We start from the raw sequence: 14,627 nt of genomic DNA, 5'->3' as shown, positions 1-14,627 counted from the left end.
ATGAGCGAACAGGGGACTACCGAGCCGAGCGGCGATCTCTGCATCCGCACGCTGGCGATGCCCGCCGACACCAATGCCAATGGTGACATCTTCGGGGGCTGGCTGCTCAGCCAGATGGACGTCGGCGGCGGCGTGTTTGCCTCGAAGGCCGCCAAGTCGCGTACCGTCACGGTCGCGATCGACGCGATGAATTTTCGCAAGGCGGTCTATGTCGGCGATCTCGTCTCGGTCTACGCCAATCTCGTGCGTGTCGGTCGCACCTCGCTCACCGTCCATCTCGAAGCCTGGGCGCTGCGGCGGCGCGAGTTGCAGCCGATCCTCGTGACCGATGGCAATTTCACCTACGTCTCGATCGACGATAACGGCCATCCGCAAGCGATTCAGTGGGATGATCCGCCGATCGCGACGTAATTTCGCGCGGCGCCTTGTCCCATCTCACGAAACAGCACCGTGAAACGCGGCGCTGGTGAGTGAGCATGCCGCGGCATTGCCAACAACCAGTCATAAAACGGATGAGGTTCCGGCGTACTCAAAAGCGCGTCGATTCGGGGTGGAAACGGCCGATTTGCCCTTGGGAACCTTTGGGCAAAACCGTCGTTATTTGCCCGCACTGAGGAATCTACGGGCCATGCCGGACAGCTACATCATCGAAGTTAACTCTCAGACCGCGGGCATCGTCGTCCGCGGCGACGGAGGTTATTGTTTCTTCGCCTCGTCTCACCCGTTCAATCGCCTCGAAGGCCAGATATTCCGTAATGCGCGCGAAGCCGAACGCGCCGCGCGCAAGCTGGTTAGCGGCGATGTGGAGGAGGCGGCGTAACCTCTGTCATTCCGGGTCGCGCAAAGCGCGAGCCTGGAATCCATTTCGGCTGAGAATACGTCGCTCGATGGATTCCGGGCCCGCGCCCTTCGGCGCATCCCGGAATGACACTGTCCATCACAACTTCGTCGCTGCGCGCGACAAGAGTTTCCACTCGTCGCCCTGCTTTTGCCAGTTCATCAGGATGTGAAGGTTGGTCGGCACTTTTTTCCCATCGGCCGCCATCTCCTGTTCCGCGACCCAGTGGAAGCGCACGATCGCGGCCAGGCCGACGACCTTGATGGTCGGGTCCTGATAGGCGATCGAGAGAAACTTCGATTTGCCGTCGGTGGCATTGGTGATGAAGGTCGCCTTGTCCTCGACCTTGCCGCTGGAATGGCTGTAGCTGAGATCGTCCCAGCACAGTGCGCCGAGCGCCTTCGGGTCGGCCGCGATCTGGGCGAGGCGGAAGGCCTCGACCTGCTTCGCCACGGCTTCTTCGTCCGCTGAAGCAGCGAGCGCCGGTGTCGAGAGCGCAAGCGCGGAGACGGCGAGAGCCGAGAGAGCCAGATCGCGTCGATTGATCGTCATCGTTTCCTCCTTTTTGATCTTGCATGGAGTGTTGCAGCCGCGCGCGGCTTTGTCGAGTGGCGCGTGGTCGTCATGCGCATGCGTCATTGCGCGCGAGAGGCTCTATTGATACGTCTTCGGCATTGATGCGTGTCGCATTCGGGAAGGTACGGACATGATCGAGATTCTCGGCAGGGCATTGCTGTTCGACATCGACGGCACGCTTGCCAACACCGACCCGCTGCACCTGAAGGCGTTCAATCAGGTGCTCGGTCCTCACGGTCATGTTTTCGACCACGCGCGCTTCTCCAGGGAGCTGCAGGGCTTCGCCAACGTGTCGATCGGGGAGCGTTTTCTGCCCGATGAAACGTTGGAGCGGCGCGCAGCGATCCTCGGTGAAAAGGAAGAAGTGTTCCGCACGCTGGTCGCGGGGCAGATCGAGCCGTTGCCGGGCCTGACGGCGCTGCTCGACCGCGCGGATGCCGCCGGCATTCCCATGGTTGCCGTCACCAACGCGCCGCGCCTCAACGCCGAGCTGCTGTTGTCCGGCCTTGGCATTACGCAGCGCTTCAAGGCGCTCGTGATCGGCGACGAGCTGCCGCACGGCAAGCCGCATCCGCTGCCCTACCAGGAGGGGCTGCGTTTCGTCGGCGCCAGCGCGGCTGCCTCGATCGCCTTCGAGGATTCCCGCTCCGGCGTGCAGTCGGCAGCCGCCGCCGGCATTCCCACCATCGGCATCCGGACCAGCCTCAGCGACGCTGACCTTGTTGGCGCAGGCGCGGTTGCCTCCGCGAGCGCCTTCGACGATCCCGAGTTGCTCGTGCGGCTCGCAGCTGCGATGGCGTGGTGAGGGCTTCATCCATTAACCGTGATCGGCGGGCGCATTGACCGCGCGCGCGAACCGCCGCACCATGCATCGTTCTGATTTGAGGCCGTTGCCGTGACCGGATTGACCCATCGCCAAGCCGAAATCCTCAACATCGCCCGCGCCTCCGGCCGCGTCATGGTCGACGAGCTGGCGCGCCGGTTCGAAGTCTCGGCGCAAACCATCCGCAAGGACCTCAACGATCTCTGCGAGCGCCGTTCGCTGACCCGTGTCCATGGCGGCGCGATCATCGCCTCGGGCGTCGAAAATCTCGCTTACGAGGCGCGCCGCTTCGTTGCCGCCGACGAGAAGAAGGCGATCGGCGCGGCCGCCGCCTCGCTGATCCCGAACGGCTGCTCGCTCTTCATCAACATCGGCACCACCACGGAGGAGGTCGCGAGCGCGCTGACCTCGCATGAGGATCTCCTCGTCATCACCAACAACCTCAATGTCGCCATGCTGCTCTACCGCCATCCCCGCATCGAGGTGGTGGTGGCCGGCGGCACGGTGCGGCGCGCGGACGGCGCCGTGGTCGGCTCGACCGCAACGCAGCTGATCGGCCAGTTCAAGGTCGATTACGCCATCATCGGTGCGTCCGCGATTGACGAGGAAGGCGCGCTGCTCGACTTCGACTATCGCGAGGTGCAGGTGGCGCAAGCCATCATCGCCAATGCCCGCAGCGTCATGCTGGTGGCTGATTCCACAAAACTTCGCCGCAGCGCGCCGGTCCGCATCGCCCATATCAGCCAGATCCAGACCTTCGTCACCGATCAGGAACTGCCCGAGCGCCTCTCCACCATCTGCCACGGCAAGGGCATCGAGGTGGTGGCGGCGATGCCGAAGGCGGCGGGCGATATCGATGAGGCTCAGGCCGAAGCGCAGGAGGCGGCGCCGGAAGCAGCACCTGTGGTGCGGCTGCGATAGCGCCTCAGGCGTTGCTCCACGGGTTAAACAGCGCCACGCCCGTGGGTTCGAAATCCCCCACATTGCGTGTGACGACCGTCAACCCGTGAACAAGCGCGGTTGCTGCAATGAGAGCGTCTCGTTCAGCCCGCGGATTGGGAACGTGAAGTTGCGCACAGCGCTGCGCCACGGCCGTATCGACGGCCAGGATTCGCCCCTCAAAGCGAGCCAGCACTTGATCGTCGATCCACGAGCGCAAGACAGCACCTTGCGTAGCGTCTTTGCGCTCGATCAGACGCGCGCCGAGTTCGATCTCGAGAATCGAGATGACAGACATGAAGAAATTTGCCGCAGGGACCGCATTGGCCCAGGCGACGACATTGCGATCGGCTTTATCCGTTCGCCTGAGTTCGGAAATGACATTGGTGTCCAGCAGAAACATTAGTCGAGATCGGCGGGCTTGAAGACCCCGTCGAACATGCGAGGCGGATCGAAATCAAAGTCCGCGTTCGCTTGTGCCAGCGCCTCGGCGAGGCTCAGGTGTCCGCCGCTCAGACGCAAATAATCTTCGATCGTCAGCAGCACATGGGCTGGGCGGCCGCGATCCGTAATAAAGACCGGTCCTTGCGAGGCGGCCTTTTTGGCACCGCTGGTGTCCTGATTGAATTCTCGGCTGGTGAGGGTGGTCACCATCGTTAGCGCTCCTGATTGCGCGGTGCCATACGTGTCCCGAAGTATATGTAGCTATGTTGCTACATTCAAGATCGCCGTCGCCCTTATTTGCTCCGGAACGTCCACATGCCGTCCAATCGCGCCGATTGCCTTTGAATCCGTCCGTCCGCCTGCCCATTTTTACGCCATTCTAGCGGTCAAAAAGTTCCACTTTCGCTTCTTTCCGTCTGTCTTTCGTCTTGCTTTCGTTTTTCGGTGTGATCTAATCAAAAACGAAAGTAGCCACTCGAGGGAACGAGTGGGTCGCCGGGGGAAGCGTCTGTTGGAGCGTATTTTCGACCTCGCCATCATTGGAGGCGGTGTTAACGGTTGCGGCATCGCGCGCGATGCCGTGGGCCGCGGAAACACTGTTTTCCTGTGCGAAATGAACGATCTGGCTAGCGGGACATCGTCCTGGTCGACCAAGCTGGTGCATGGCGGCCTGCGCTATCTCGAATATTACGAGTTCCGGCTGGTCCGCGAAGCGCTGATCGAGCGCGAAATTCTCTGGGGCATCGCGCCCCACATCATCCGTCCCCTGCGTTTCGTCTTGCCGCATCACGCGGGCCTGCGACCGGCCTGGCTGCTGCGCCTTGGCCTGTTCCTTTACGATCACATCGGCGGTCGTCATTTGCTGCCGGCGACCCGCTCGGTCGATCTCGGGCGTGACGAGGTCGGCCGCCCGCTGATCCCGAATCGCTACAGTCGCGCGTTCGAATATTCCGACTGCTTCGTCGATGACGCCCGCCTCGTCGTGCTCAACGCGCGCGACGCCGCCGACAAGGGTGCAGAGATTCGCACTCGCACCCGTGCGACGGATATCAAGCAGTCCGACGGCGTCTGGACCGTCGGTATGATCGACACGCTGACCGGCGCGCGCTCGCAGGTCCAGGCTCGCGCGCTGGTCAATGCCGGCGGCCCTTGGGTCGAGGACGTGCTCGGCCGCGGCGCCGGCGTCAATGCGAAAGCAAAGGTGCGCCTGGTGCAGGGTTCGCACATCGTGGTCAAGAAGCTCTACGACCACGACCGCGCCTACATGTTCCAGAACGCCGACGGCCGCATCATCTTCGTCATCCCCTATCAGGACGATTTTACGCTGATCGGCACCACCGACCGCGACTATGACGGCGATCCCTCCAAGGTGAAGGCCACCGCGGAAGAGATCCAATATCTCTGCGCTGCTGCCAGCGAATATCTCGCCAAGCCGGTGACATCAGAGGATGTGGTCTGGACCTATTCCGGCGTGCGGCCGCTTTATGACGACGGCGCCAGCGAGGCCAAGGCTGCGACCCGCGATTACGTGTTCGAGCTCGACACGCCCGGCGGTTCGCCGCTGCTGTCGATCTACGGCGGCAAGATCACGACCTATCGCCGCCTCGCCGAAGAGGCGCTGGAACGGCTCGCGCCCTATCTTCGCAGTGCGAAAGCGCGCGAGGGCTGGACCGGCAAATGGCCGCTGCCGGGCGGCGACATGGATGTGTCGGCCGTCGAGGGCCTGATCGGCGAGCTCCAGCGCGGCTATCCCTTCCTAAGCCATGAGCATGCGCGACGTCTCGCGCGCGCCTATGGCACCCGCGCCATCAAATTGCTCGGCGACGCCAAATCGGTCGCCGATCTCGGCCAGGCCTTTGGCGCGACTCTGACCGAACGTGAGGTTCGCTACCTGATGACCAACGAATGGGCGGTGACCGCCGAGGATATCGTCTGGCGCCGCTCCAAGCTTGGTCTGCGGCTATCTGCCGACGAAATTGCCGCCCTGGACGACTGGATCAGGACCCAAATTGTGTCGCAAAGTCCCCTGCTGGAAGCAGGAGGACGCTCATGAGCGTGACACTCGATCACGTGACCCGGACCGTTGACGGTATCGAGCACATCCGCGACGTCTCGCTGACGCTGGAGAGCGGCACGCTCAACGTGCTGCTCGGGCCGACGCTGTCGGGCAAGACCTCGATCATGCGGCTGCTCGCCGGCCTCGACAAGCCGACCACGGGCAAATTGCTGGTCAACGGCCAGGACGTCACTGGCGTCGACGTGCGCCAGCGTTCCGTCGCGATGGTCTATCAGCAGTTCATCAATTACCCCTCGCTCACGGTCTACGAGAACATCGCGTCGCCCTTGCGCGTGCAGGGCAAGCCGCGTGAGGAGATCGAGGCGCGCGTGGCGGAAGCCGCCCGGCTGCTCCGGCTCGAGCCGTTCCTGAAGCGAACGCCGCTCCAGCTCTCCGGCGGCCAGCAGCAGCGCACCGCGATGGCGCGCGCGCTGGTGAAGGGCGCCGATCTTGTGCTGCTCGACGAGCCGCTCGCCAATCTCGACTACAAGCTGCGCGAGGAGCTGCGCACCGAGCTGCCGCGCATCTTCGAGGCCTCCGGCGCGATCTTCGTCTATGCCACCACCGAACCGACCGAGGCCTTGCTGCTCGGCGGCAACACGGTCTGCATGTGGCAGGGCCGGGCGCTCCAGATCGGCGAAACGCCCGGCGTCTACCGCCGTCCACAGACGCTACGCGTCGCGCAGGTGTTCTCCGATCCGCCGCTCAATCTCGTTGGCATCGAGAAGAAGAACGGTTCCGTACAATATGCGGGAGGCATCGCCGCGCCGGCGTCTGGTCTTTATTCCTCGCTCGCCGACGGTGCCTATCGCGTCGGCTTTCGCGCGCATCAGCTTGCGCTCGCCAACGGCCAGGCCGACCGCCATGCCTTCCATGCCACGGTAACGGTGACCGAGATCACTGGTTCGGAGAGTTTTGTGCATTTGACCCGCGGCGGATCGAACTGGGTTGCGGTGCTGCACGGCGTGCACGAATTCGAGCCCGGCCAGACCATCGATGCCGTGCTCGATCCCAATGATGTCTTCGTGTTCGACGCGGCCGACCGTCTGGTCGCCGCGCCGAGCTCATGAGGGAGGTGCGCCATGGCTCGCATTGACCTCGTCGATCTCGCTCATTCCTACGGCGGCAACGATGCGCCGCAGGAAAGCTTTGCGCTGAAGCCGGTGACCATGACCTGGCGGCAGGGCGGCGCTTATGCGCTGCTCGGCCCGTCCGGCTGCGGCAAGACCACGCTGCTCAACGTCATCTCCGGCATCATCACGCCGTCGCGGGGGGAAATCCTGTTTGACGGCCAGGACATCACACCGCTGTCAACCCAGAAGCGCAACATCGCCCAGGTGTTCCAGTTTCCGGTGATCTACGACACCATGACGGTGGGGCAGAACCTGGCGTTTCCGCTGAAGAACCGTGGCGTGCCGAAGGCCGAGATCGACAAGCGCGTTGCCGAGATCGGCCGCCTGCTCGACCTCGAGCCCTATCTGAACCGCAAGGCGACCCGGCTCACCGCTGACGCAAAGCAGAAGATTTCGCTTGGCCGCGGTCTCGTCCGCTCCGACGTCGCCGCCGTTCTGTTCGACGAGCCGCTGACGGTGATCGATCCCGAGCTGAAATGGCAGCTCCGGTCCAAGCTGAAGGCGCTGCATCGCGAGCTCGACCTCACGATGATTTACGTCACCCACGATCAGACCGAGGCGCTCACCTTCGCCGACACCGTCGTCGTCATGCATGACGGCCGTGTGGTGCAGAGCGGCACGCCGGCCGAGCTGTTCGACAAGCCGGCCCACACTTTTGTCGGCTATTTCATCGGCTCACCCGGCATGAATATCCTGCCCGCCGAGGTGAAGGGACGCGAGGCGCGGATCGACGGCCATGTCATCGCACTCAAGCGCGCCTACGACAATCTGCCGGCAAGCGCCAAGATCGAGATCGGCGTGCGTCCGGAATTCGTCGAGGTCGTCGCGCCGACACCCGGCCTGCTCACCGCGAAGATCGAGCGCATCGACGATCTCGGCCGCATCCGCTTTGCGCGCGCGCATCTCGGCGAAGCCAAGCTCGCGGCGCGGGCGCCTGCGGGTTTCACCAGTTCGGACGGCATGGCCGGGCTGAGATTCGATCCGGCGCACATCCACGTCTATGCCGACAGCCTTCTGGTGGAAGGAGCCGCCTGATGGACAAGACCATCAACCAAAAAGCCTGGTTCCTGGTGCTGCCGGTGTTCCTGGTCGTCGCCTTCTCGGCGGTGCTGCCGTTGATGACGGTGGTGAACTATTCGATGCAGGACACCTTCGGCAACAACCAGTTCTTCTGGAACGGCGTCGGCTGGTTCAAGGAGTTGCTCGATCCCTCGACCGATCTCGGCGGCCGCTTCCTCGCGTCGCTCGGTCGCAATCTGTTCTTCTCGCTGGTCATCCTCGCCATCGAGGTTCCGCTCGGCATCGTCGTCGCGCTGTCGATGCCGCGCCAGGGCTGGACAGTGGCGGCCTGTCTCGTCACCCTCGCGCTGCCGCTGCTGATTCCGTGGAACGTGGTCGGCACGATCTGGCAGATCTTTGGCCGGCCTGACATCGGCCTGCTCGGCTATGTCCTTAACCACATAGGCCTCGACTATAATTACGTCTCAAATGACATCGACGCCTGGGTCACCGTCATCGTCATGGATGTCTGGCATTGGACCAGCCTCGTTGCGCTCTTGTGCTATGCCGGCCTGAAGTCGATCCCCGAGGCCTATTACCAGGCCGCCCAGATCGACGGCGCCTCGCGCTGGGCCGTGTTCAAGGCGATCCAGTTGCCGAAGATGAACCGCGTGCTGCTGATCGCGGTGCTGCTGCGCTTCATGGACAGCTTCATGATCTATACCGAGCCGTTCGTCGTCACCGGCGGCGGCCCCGGCAACTCGACCACCTTCGTCTCGATCGAGCTCGTCAAGATCGCGCTCGGCCAGTTCGACCTCGGCAAGGCGGCTGCGCTCTCGCTTGTGTACAATCTGATCATCCTGATCGTCTGCTGGATCTTCTACACCGTCATGACCAATGCCGGCAGCGAACGGAAACCCCAGAAAGGAGCGGCGTGATGCACTCGATTCCCGGCCGCCGCCTCATCATGGGGCTGTTCCTGATCTTCCTGCTGTTGCCGATCTACTGGCTCGTCAACATGAGCTTCAAGACCAACGCCGAGATCGTCTCGACGATGACATTGTGGCCGCACGCGCCGACGCTGCAGCACTACAAGCGTATCTTCACCGACGAGAGCTGGTATTCCGGCTATATCAATTCGCTGGAATACGTCATCCTCAACACCATCATCTCGATCTCGGTGGCGTTGCCGGCGGCCTACGCGTTCTCGCGCTACCGCTTCCTCGGCGACAAGCATCTGTTCTTCTGGCTGCTGTCGAACCGCATGGCGCCGGCGGCGGTCTATGCGCTGCCGTTCTTCAACCTCTATTCGGCGATTGGCCTGTTCGATACGCCATGGGCGGTTGCGCTGGCGCACTGTATCTTCAACGTGCCGTTGGCGGTGTGGATCCTCGAGGGCTTCGTCTCCGGCGTGCCGCGCGAGATCGACGAGACCGCCTTCCTCGACGGCTATTCCTTCCCGCGCTTCTTCGTCCGGATCCTCGTGCCGCTGATCGCGAGCGGCATCGGCGTCGCCGCCTTCTTCTGCTTCATGTTCTCATGGGTCGAGCTGCTGCTGGCGCGGACACTGACCTCGGTGCAGACCAAGCCGATCGCGGCAATCATGACGCGCACGGTGTCGGCCGCCGGCATGGATTGGGGCCTGCTGGCGGCGGCCGGTGTGCTCACCATCATTCCGGGCGCGCTGGTGATCTGGTTCGTCCGCAACTATATCGCGCGCGGTTTTGCGCTTGGCCGGGTCTGAGGGGGCTCTTATGGAATCCATCGCATGGATGGCCTGGACGCTGCCGACGGCGATCTTCTTCGCAGCGCTCGCTTGCACGCTTGCCGTGATGACGTGGCTCGCGTCTGTCTATCCGGAGGCCGAGCGTGTCGGCGTGCTCAGTATTCCGACCACGCGCGGCGATCGCCTGTTCATCTCGCTGATTTTGGCTGCCGTCATCCACCTGGCGTGGATCGGCCTGGTCGGCACCGACCCGATCGCCTCGCTGCCGATCGGCGAGGAGGGGATCGAGATTTCGAGCCTGTGGCTCGCAAGTGGAATTTCGCTGGCCACGGCCGTGCTCATTTTTCGCACGGTCTGAAGCTCGCGAAGGGACGGCCAGATCCGGGGTCAACCCGGGCCTGTATAAAAGTTTGTCGCTGCAACGGAGGAACAACATGCGACAGTTTAGGAGAAGGAAAGGTCCATTGACCAAGATTAGCTTTCTGACCGTATCGAGCGCCGCGGCCATTCTCGCCACCGCGTTCGCTGCCTCGGCGCCGGTTCGCGCCGCCGACGATGCCGCCATCCAGAAGTGGATCGCGGAATTCCAGCCTTCGACCATCTCGAAGGACGACCAGAAGAAAGAGCTCGAGTGGTTCGCGAAGGCCGCCGAGCCCTTCAAGGGCATGGAGATCAACGTCGTCTCGGAGACCATTGCGACCCACGAATACGAGTCGCAGACGCTCGCCAAGGCGTTCTCCGAGCTGACCGGCATCAAGCTCAAGCACGACATCATCCAGGAAGGTGACGTCGTCGAGAAGCTTCAGACCCAGATGCAGTCCGGCAAGAACGTCTATGACGGCTGGATCAACGATAGCGACCTGATCGGCACGCACTTCCGCTACGGCCAGACCATCGCGCTGTCGGACTACATGACCGGCGAGGGCAAGGACGTCACCGATCCCCAGCTCGACGTCAACGACTTCATCGGCAAGTCGTTCGGCACCGCGCCGGACGGCAAGCTCTACCAGCTGCCCGACCAGCAGTTCGCGAACCTTTATTGGTTCCGCTACGACTGGTTCACCAACCCCGACTACAAGGCCAAGTTCAAGGCCAAGTATGGCTACGATCTCGGCGTCCCCGTGAACTGGTCGGCGTATGAAGACATCGCCGAGTTCTTCACCAACGACATCAAGGAGATCAACGGGGTCAAGGTCTACGGCCATATGGACTATGGCAAGAAGGACCCTTCGCTCGGATGGCGTTTCACCGACGCCTGGCTGTCGATGGCCGGCAACGGTGACAAGGGCATTCCGAACGGTCTGCCGGTCGACGAGTGGGGCATCCGCATGGAAGGTTGTCGTCCGGTCGGCTCGTCGATCGAGCGCGGCGGCGACACCAACGGTCCGGCTGCGGTCTACTCGATCACGAAGTACCTGGAGTGGATGAAGAAGTACGCTCCGCCGCAGGCGCAGGGCATGACGTTCTCCGAGTCGGGTCCGGTCCCGGCGCAGGGTAACATCGCCCAGCAGATGTTCTGGTACACCGCCTTCACCGCCGACATGGTGAAGCCGGGCATCGCCGTGATGAACGCGGACGGTACGCCGAAGTGGCGTATGGCCCCGTCGCCGCACGGCTCGTACTGGAAGGAAGGCATGAAGCTCGGCTACCAGGACGCGGGCTCGCTCACGCTTCTGAAGTCGACCCCGGCGGATCGCCGCAAGGCGGCCTGGCTGTACCTCCAGTTCATCGTCTCCAAGACGGTGTCGCTGAAGAAGAGCCATGTCGGTCTCACCTTCATCCGTGAATCCGACATCTGGGACAAGTCGTTCACCGAGCGTGCGCCGAAGCTCGGCGGCCTGATCGAGTTCTACCGCTCGCCCGCGCGCGTGCAGTGGACCCCGACCGGCAACAACGTGCCTGACTATCCGAAGCTCGCGCAGCTCTGGTGGCAGAACATCGGCGATGCGTCGTCCGGTGCGAAGACGCCGCAAGCCGCGATGGATGCTCTTGCCGCCGCGCAAGACTCCGTCATGGAGCGGATCGAGAAGTCGGGTGTGCAGGGTGCCTGCGGTCCGAAGCTGCACAAGAAGGAGTCGGCCGAGTTCTGGTTCGCCAAGGCCCAGAAGGACGGCACCATCGCGCCGCAGCGCAAGCTCGCCAACGAGAAGCCGAAGGGCGAAACGATCGACTACGACACGCTGATCAAGTCGTGGCCGGCCACCCCGCCCAAGCGCGCCTCGCTGCAGTAAGCGACGCTTCATAACGACGAAAGGCCGGGAGCAATCCCGGCCTTTTTTTGTCTTGGTGAGTTAGGCGGAATACCTCAGCGCCGTCATTGCGAGCGAAGCGGCGTAGCGAAGCAATCCAGAGTCTTTCCGCGGAGGCACCGAGAGAAGGCCGCGCGCTTCTCTCCCAGGAGCAGACGAATGCCGCCGCTTGACTCCCCGTCATACCGAATTCATAGTTAGCATAATGCGATTGAAGTAATCGTATTACGATTACTTGCGCAGACGCCGTTTGGGCCAGCGTCGGCCCGTCCCGGAGGCTGGTGATGGCATTGATCGAGGCGTTCAGGCAGTTGCTGGGCGACACGGCCGTGCTGACTCGCGAGGAGGATCTCGCGGGCCTCACCGAGGATTGGCGCGGCCGTTTTCGCGCGGCGGCGCTCTGTGCGGTAATGCCATCCACCACGGAGCAGGTCGCGGCCATCGTCCGCCTTTGCGTCGCGCATGAAACGCCAGTGCTGCCGCAGGGCGGCAACACCAGCCTGTGCGGCGGAGCGACGCCATCGGGGCAGGGCAAGCCGCCGGTCATCGTCGCGCTGACGCGCATGCGCCGGATCCGTTCGCTCGATCCCGTCAACAACACCATGGTGGTCGATGCCGGCTGCGTGCTCGCAACCATTCAGGAGGCCGCCGCTGCTGCGGGCCGGCTCTTTCCGGTGAGCCTCGGCGCCGAAGGGTCCTGCCAGATCGGCGGCAATATCGGCACCAATGCCGGAGGCACGGGCGTGCTGCGCTACGGCAATACCCGCGACAATGTGCTCGGGCTAGAGGTGGTTCTGCCGGACGGATCGGTCTGGGACGGCCTCTACGCGCTGCGCAAGAACAACACCGGCTACGACCTCAAGCATCTCTTCATCGGCTCCGAGGGCACCCTCGGCATCATCACCGGTGCGGTGCTGAAGCTGCATCCGCTGCCGACGGCGGAGGCCGTCGCCTGGCTTGCGGTCGATCATCCGCAGAAGGCGCTGGACGTGCTGGGCCTGTTCCAGGCCTCTTGCAGCACGCGGCTCTCAGCCTTCGAGTTGATGAATGCGAAGCAGATCCGGCTCGTACAGGAGCAGGTGCCGGGCCGGCGCTGTCCGGTCGCGGAAATCGACACCTGGCACGTCCTCGTCGAATTGTCCGACACCGGCGATGCCGCGGCGCTCGCGACGACGATGCAAACGGTGCTCGAACAGGCGCTCGAGGCGGGACTGGTCAGCGACGGCGTCGTCGCCGCAAGCGAGGCACAGCGCAAGGCAATGTGGCTGGTGCGTCACAGCGTCTCGGAAGCCAACAAGAAAGCAGGCGTGGGCCTCACGTCGGACACCGCGGTGCCGGTGTCGACCGTGCCGGCCTTCATCGACCAGGCGATGGCCGCTGTGCGCGCGGTCGTGCCGGATCTGCCGTTCGTGATCGTCGGCCACATGGGCGACGGCAACATTCATCTCATTCCCTTCTTCAGCTTTGCCGAGTGGGAAGCCCTGCCGGAGCGCGACACCGTTGCGCAGCGCATCCGCCGCGCCATGAACGATGTCGCAAGCTCGCTGCGCGGCACCTTCAGCGCCGAGCACGGCGTCGGACGCACGCTGACCGGCGAGATGTCCCGCTACAAGCCGCCGGTCGAGCTCGCCTTGATGCAGGCGGTGAAACAGGCGTTCGATCCGCAGGGCCTCTTCAATCCTGGCCGCGTTCTGCCACCACCCATTGCAACATCATAGAGGGGACTGACATGACCAATCTTCCGAAGATCATCACTTCCCGCCGCCGTCTGCTGCTCGGTGCGGGAGCCGGCGCCGTCGCGCTCGCCGCGCCCTCGGTCTGGTCGCCTTCCCGCGCCGCCGGCAAACGGATTGTCGTGCGCGACGACGGCGGCATTTACACCAAGGCCTATGGTGCGGTGTACTACCGGCCCTTCACGGAAGCGACGGGAATCGAGGTCGTCGGCGTGCAGGCCAATGCTGAGCCGGTCGCTCAGATCAAGACCATGGTCGAGACCAAGAGCTACACCTGGGACATGGCCAAGATCTCCTGGCCCGCGATCCAGCTCCTGACCACCGGCGGCAAGCAATATCTCGAGAAGCACGGCCTCGAATCCGAGCCCGTCGTCAAGTCGATCCCGGCCGAATACGCCTCGCCCTACGGCGTCGCGACCAACGTCTACACCACGGTGCTCGCCTATCGCACCGACGCCTTCAAGGGCCGCAAGGCGCCGCAATCTTGGGCCGATTTCTGGAATGTGGCGGACTTCCCTGGCCGCCGCTCGGTGCGCAAGCATCCGTTCGACACGATCGAGGAGGCGCTGATGGGAGCCGGCGCCCCGACCGCGCAGGTCTATCCCTGCGATCTCGACAAGGCCTTTGCCTCGCTCGACAAGATCAAATCGTCGGTCGCGGTGTGGTGGACCAGCGGCGCGCAGGTCGAGCAGATGCTGACCTCGGGCGAGATCGACATGCTGCCGACCTGGGTGTCGCGTGCGCAGTCGGCACAGGCGGCAGGCGCTCCCGTCGAGATCGTCTGGAACCAGGGGGTCTGGGGCGCTGACAATTGGTCGATCCTCGCCGGCTCGCCGAATGCGGATGCCTGCCGCGAGTTCATCAAGTTCGCCTCCGATCCGAAGCGGCAGGCAGCCCTCGTGGAATATTTTCCGGCCGGCCTCACGCAGCCGGAGGCCTTCAACTACGTCAAGCCGGAGGTCGCCAGGAACTGCCCGACCTATCCGGACAACATCAAGGCCGGGCTGAAGATCGATCCGAAATACTGGTACGACAACCAGGCCGCCGTCATCGAGCGCTTCAACAGCTGGATACTGGCTTGACCGGCGCCCAGGAAAGCGCGAAGCGATCG

16 protein-coding genes are annotated in these 14,627 nt (G+C 63.4%); 13 read left to right on the top strand and 3 right to left on the bottom strand.

Features of this window, described 5'->3' with window-relative positions; genetic code table 11:
- A complete protein-coding gene (locus tag ABIC09_RS25725; protein ID WP_148755582.1) occupies positions 1–411 on the top strand; it encodes an acyl-CoA thioesterase in 411 nt (136 codons plus the stop codon).
- Between the two features lie 217 nt (positions 412–628).
- On the top strand, positions 629–820 hold the full coding sequence (locus ABIC09_RS25720) for a hypothetical protein (protein WP_148755583.1): 192 nt from the start codon (positions 629–631) through the stop codon (positions 818–820).
- Between the two features lie 117 nt (positions 821–937).
- Here ABIC09_RS25720 and ABIC09_RS25715 read toward each other — a convergent pair whose 3' ends face one another.
- Positions 938–1,390, bottom strand: coding sequence for a nuclear transport factor 2 family protein (locus tag ABIC09_RS25715; RefSeq protein WP_354111012.1), 453 nt, complete (start codon positions 1,388–1,390; stop codon positions 938–940).
- Positions 1,391–1,544: 154 nt separating this feature from the next.
- On the opposite strand from ABIC09_RS25715, the gene ABIC09_RS25710 reads away from it, so the two are divergent.
- Together ABIC09_RS25710 and ABIC09_RS25705 are read left to right on the top strand one after the other, a co-directional pair.
- Positions 1,545–2,219, top strand: a complete 675-nt coding sequence (locus tag ABIC09_RS25710) for an HAD family hydrolase (RefSeq protein WP_354084859.1) — start codon at positions 1,545–1,547, stop codon at positions 2,217–2,219.
- 90 nt (positions 2,220–2,309) lie between these two features.
- A complete protein-coding gene (locus ABIC09_RS25705; RefSeq protein ID WP_148755586.1) occupies positions 2,310–3,158 on the top strand; it encodes a DeoR/GlpR family DNA-binding transcription regulator in 849 nt (282 codons plus the stop codon).
- Between the two features lie 4 nt (positions 3,159–3,162).
- Here ABIC09_RS25705 and ABIC09_RS25700 read toward each other — a convergent pair whose 3' ends face one another.
- Both ABIC09_RS25700 and ABIC09_RS25695 read right to left on the bottom strand, forming a co-directional pair.
- Positions 3,163–3,579 carry a type II toxin-antitoxin system VapC family toxin gene (locus ABIC09_RS25700; protein WP_354033750.1) on the bottom strand — a complete coding sequence of 139 codons (417 nt, stop codon included), beginning with the start codon at positions 3,577–3,579 and terminating at the stop codon, positions 3,163–3,165.
- The gene (locus ABIC09_RS25695; protein WP_354033749.1) at positions 3,579–3,830 is read right to left on the bottom strand and encodes a type II toxin-antitoxin system Phd/YefM family antitoxin; all 252 of its coding nucleotides are present in this window, start codon (positions 3,828–3,830) and stop codon (positions 3,579–3,581) included. The genes ABIC09_RS25700 and ABIC09_RS25695 overlap by 1 nt, the downstream gene beginning before the upstream one ends.
- Positions 3,831–4,131: 301 nt before the next feature.
- On the opposite strand from ABIC09_RS25695, the gene glpD reads away from it, so the two are divergent.
- From glpD to ABIC09_RS25650, 9 genes are all read left to right on the top strand, one after another.
- Positions 4,132–5,673: a glycerol-3-phosphate dehydrogenase gene (gene glpD, locus ABIC09_RS25690; protein ID WP_354084855.1), complete on the top strand. Its 1,542-nt coding sequence runs from the start codon at positions 4,132–4,134 to the stop codon at positions 5,671–5,673.
- On the top strand, positions 5,670–6,746 hold the full coding sequence (locus tag ABIC09_RS25685; protein WP_354084854.1) for an ABC transporter ATP-binding protein: 1,077 nt from the start codon (positions 5,670–5,672) through the stop codon (positions 6,744–6,746). The genes glpD and ABIC09_RS25685 overlap by 4 nt, the downstream gene beginning before the upstream one ends.
- A gap of 12 nt (positions 6,747–6,758) precedes the next feature.
- On the top strand, positions 6,759–7,844 hold the full coding sequence (locus ABIC09_RS25680; protein ID WP_354111011.1) for an ABC transporter ATP-binding protein: 1,086 nt from the start codon (positions 6,759–6,761) through the stop codon (positions 7,842–7,844).
- The gene (locus ABIC09_RS25675; RefSeq protein WP_354033742.1) at positions 7,844–8,746 is read left to right on the top strand and encodes a carbohydrate ABC transporter permease; all 903 of its coding nucleotides are present in this window, start codon (positions 7,844–7,846) and stop codon (positions 8,744–8,746) included. The genes ABIC09_RS25680 and ABIC09_RS25675 overlap by 1 nt, the downstream gene beginning before the upstream one ends.
- Positions 8,746–9,552 (top strand): carbohydrate ABC transporter permease, encoded by an 807-nt coding sequence (locus ABIC09_RS25670; protein ID WP_212297498.1) that lies wholly within the window; start codon positions 8,746–8,748, stop codon positions 9,550–9,552. Before ABIC09_RS25675 ends, ABIC09_RS25670 begins: the two co-directional genes overlap by 1 nt.
- Positions 9,553–9,562: 10 nt before the next feature.
- Entirely contained in the window at positions 9,563–9,892 is a 330-nt protein-coding gene (locus ABIC09_RS25665; protein WP_354033740.1) for a DUF2160 domain-containing protein, read from the top strand.
- Positions 9,893–9,968: 76 nt separating this feature from the next.
- Positions 9,969–11,765: an ABC transporter substrate-binding protein gene (locus tag ABIC09_RS25660; RefSeq protein WP_354033738.1), complete on the top strand. Its 1,797-nt coding sequence runs from the start codon at positions 9,969–9,971 to the stop codon at positions 11,763–11,765.
- 302 nt (positions 11,766–12,067) lie between these two features.
- The gene (locus ABIC09_RS25655) at positions 12,068–13,501 is read left to right on the top strand and encodes an FAD-binding oxidoreductase (protein WP_354111010.1); all 1,434 of its coding nucleotides are present in this window, start codon (positions 12,068–12,070) and stop codon (positions 13,499–13,501) included.
- Between the two features lie 11 nt (positions 13,502–13,512).
- Positions 13,513–14,598 (top strand): ABC transporter substrate-binding protein, encoded by a 1,086-nt coding sequence (locus tag ABIC09_RS25650; RefSeq protein WP_354111009.1) that lies wholly within the window; start codon positions 13,513–13,515, stop codon positions 14,596–14,598.
- Positions 14,599–14,627 lie beyond the last annotated feature (29 nt).

Source organism: Bradyrhizobium sp. S3.12.5 (assembly GCF_040548225.1).
Taxonomy (GTDB): Bacteria; Pseudomonadota; Alphaproteobacteria; order Rhizobiales; family Xanthobacteraceae; genus Bradyrhizobium; species Bradyrhizobium cytisi.
This window is presented reverse-complemented; position numbering and strand designations above follow the sequence as displayed.

What these genes read in the sequence shown, in the direction of transcription:
- ABIC09_RS25725 (WP_148755582.1), top strand. Translation starts at nt 1, where the DNA reads ATGAGCGAACAGGGGACTACCGAGCCGAGCGGCGATCTCTGCATCCGC.
- ABIC09_RS25720 (WP_148755583.1), top strand. Translation starts at nt 629, where the DNA reads ATGCCGGACAGCTACATCATCGAAGTTAACTCTCAGACCGCGGGCATC.
- ABIC09_RS25715 (WP_354111012.1), bottom strand. Translation starts at nt 1,390, where the DNA reads ATGACGATCAATCGACGCGATCTGGCTCTCTCGGCTCTCGCCGTCTCC.
- ABIC09_RS25710 (WP_354084859.1), top strand. Translation starts at nt 1,545, where the DNA reads ATGATCGAGATTCTCGGCAGGGCATTGCTGTTCGACATCGACGGCACG.
- ABIC09_RS25700 (WP_354033750.1), bottom strand. Translation starts at nt 3,579, where the DNA reads ATGTTTCTGCTGGACACCAATGTCATTTCCGAACTCAGGCGAACGGAT.
- ABIC09_RS25695 (WP_354033749.1), bottom strand. Translation starts at nt 3,830, where the DNA reads ATGGTGACCACCCTCACCAGCCGAGAATTCAATCAGGACACCAGCGGT.
- ABIC09_RS25685 (WP_354084854.1), top strand. Translation starts at nt 5,670, where the DNA reads ATGAGCGTGACACTCGATCACGTGACCCGGACCGTTGACGGTATCGAG.
- ABIC09_RS25680 (WP_354111011.1), top strand. Translation starts at nt 6,759, where the DNA reads ATGGCTCGCATTGACCTCGTCGATCTCGCTCATTCCTACGGCGGCAAC.
- ABIC09_RS25675 (WP_354033742.1), top strand. Translation starts at nt 7,844, where the DNA reads ATGGACAAGACCATCAACCAAAAAGCCTGGTTCCTGGTGCTGCCGGTG.
- ABIC09_RS25670 (WP_212297498.1), top strand. Translation starts at nt 8,746, where the DNA reads ATGCACTCGATTCCCGGCCGCCGCCTCATCATGGGGCTGTTCCTGATC.
- ABIC09_RS25665 (WP_354033740.1), top strand. Translation starts at nt 9,563, where the DNA reads ATGGAATCCATCGCATGGATGGCCTGGACGCTGCCGACGGCGATCTTC.
- ABIC09_RS25660 (WP_354033738.1), top strand. Translation starts at nt 9,969, where the DNA reads ATGCGACAGTTTAGGAGAAGGAAAGGTCCATTGACCAAGATTAGCTTT.
- ABIC09_RS25655 (WP_354111010.1), top strand. Translation starts at nt 12,068, where the DNA reads ATGGCATTGATCGAGGCGTTCAGGCAGTTGCTGGGCGACACGGCCGTG.
- ABIC09_RS25650 (WP_354111009.1), top strand. Translation starts at nt 13,513, where the DNA reads ATGACCAATCTTCCGAAGATCATCACTTCCCGCCGCCGTCTGCTGCTC.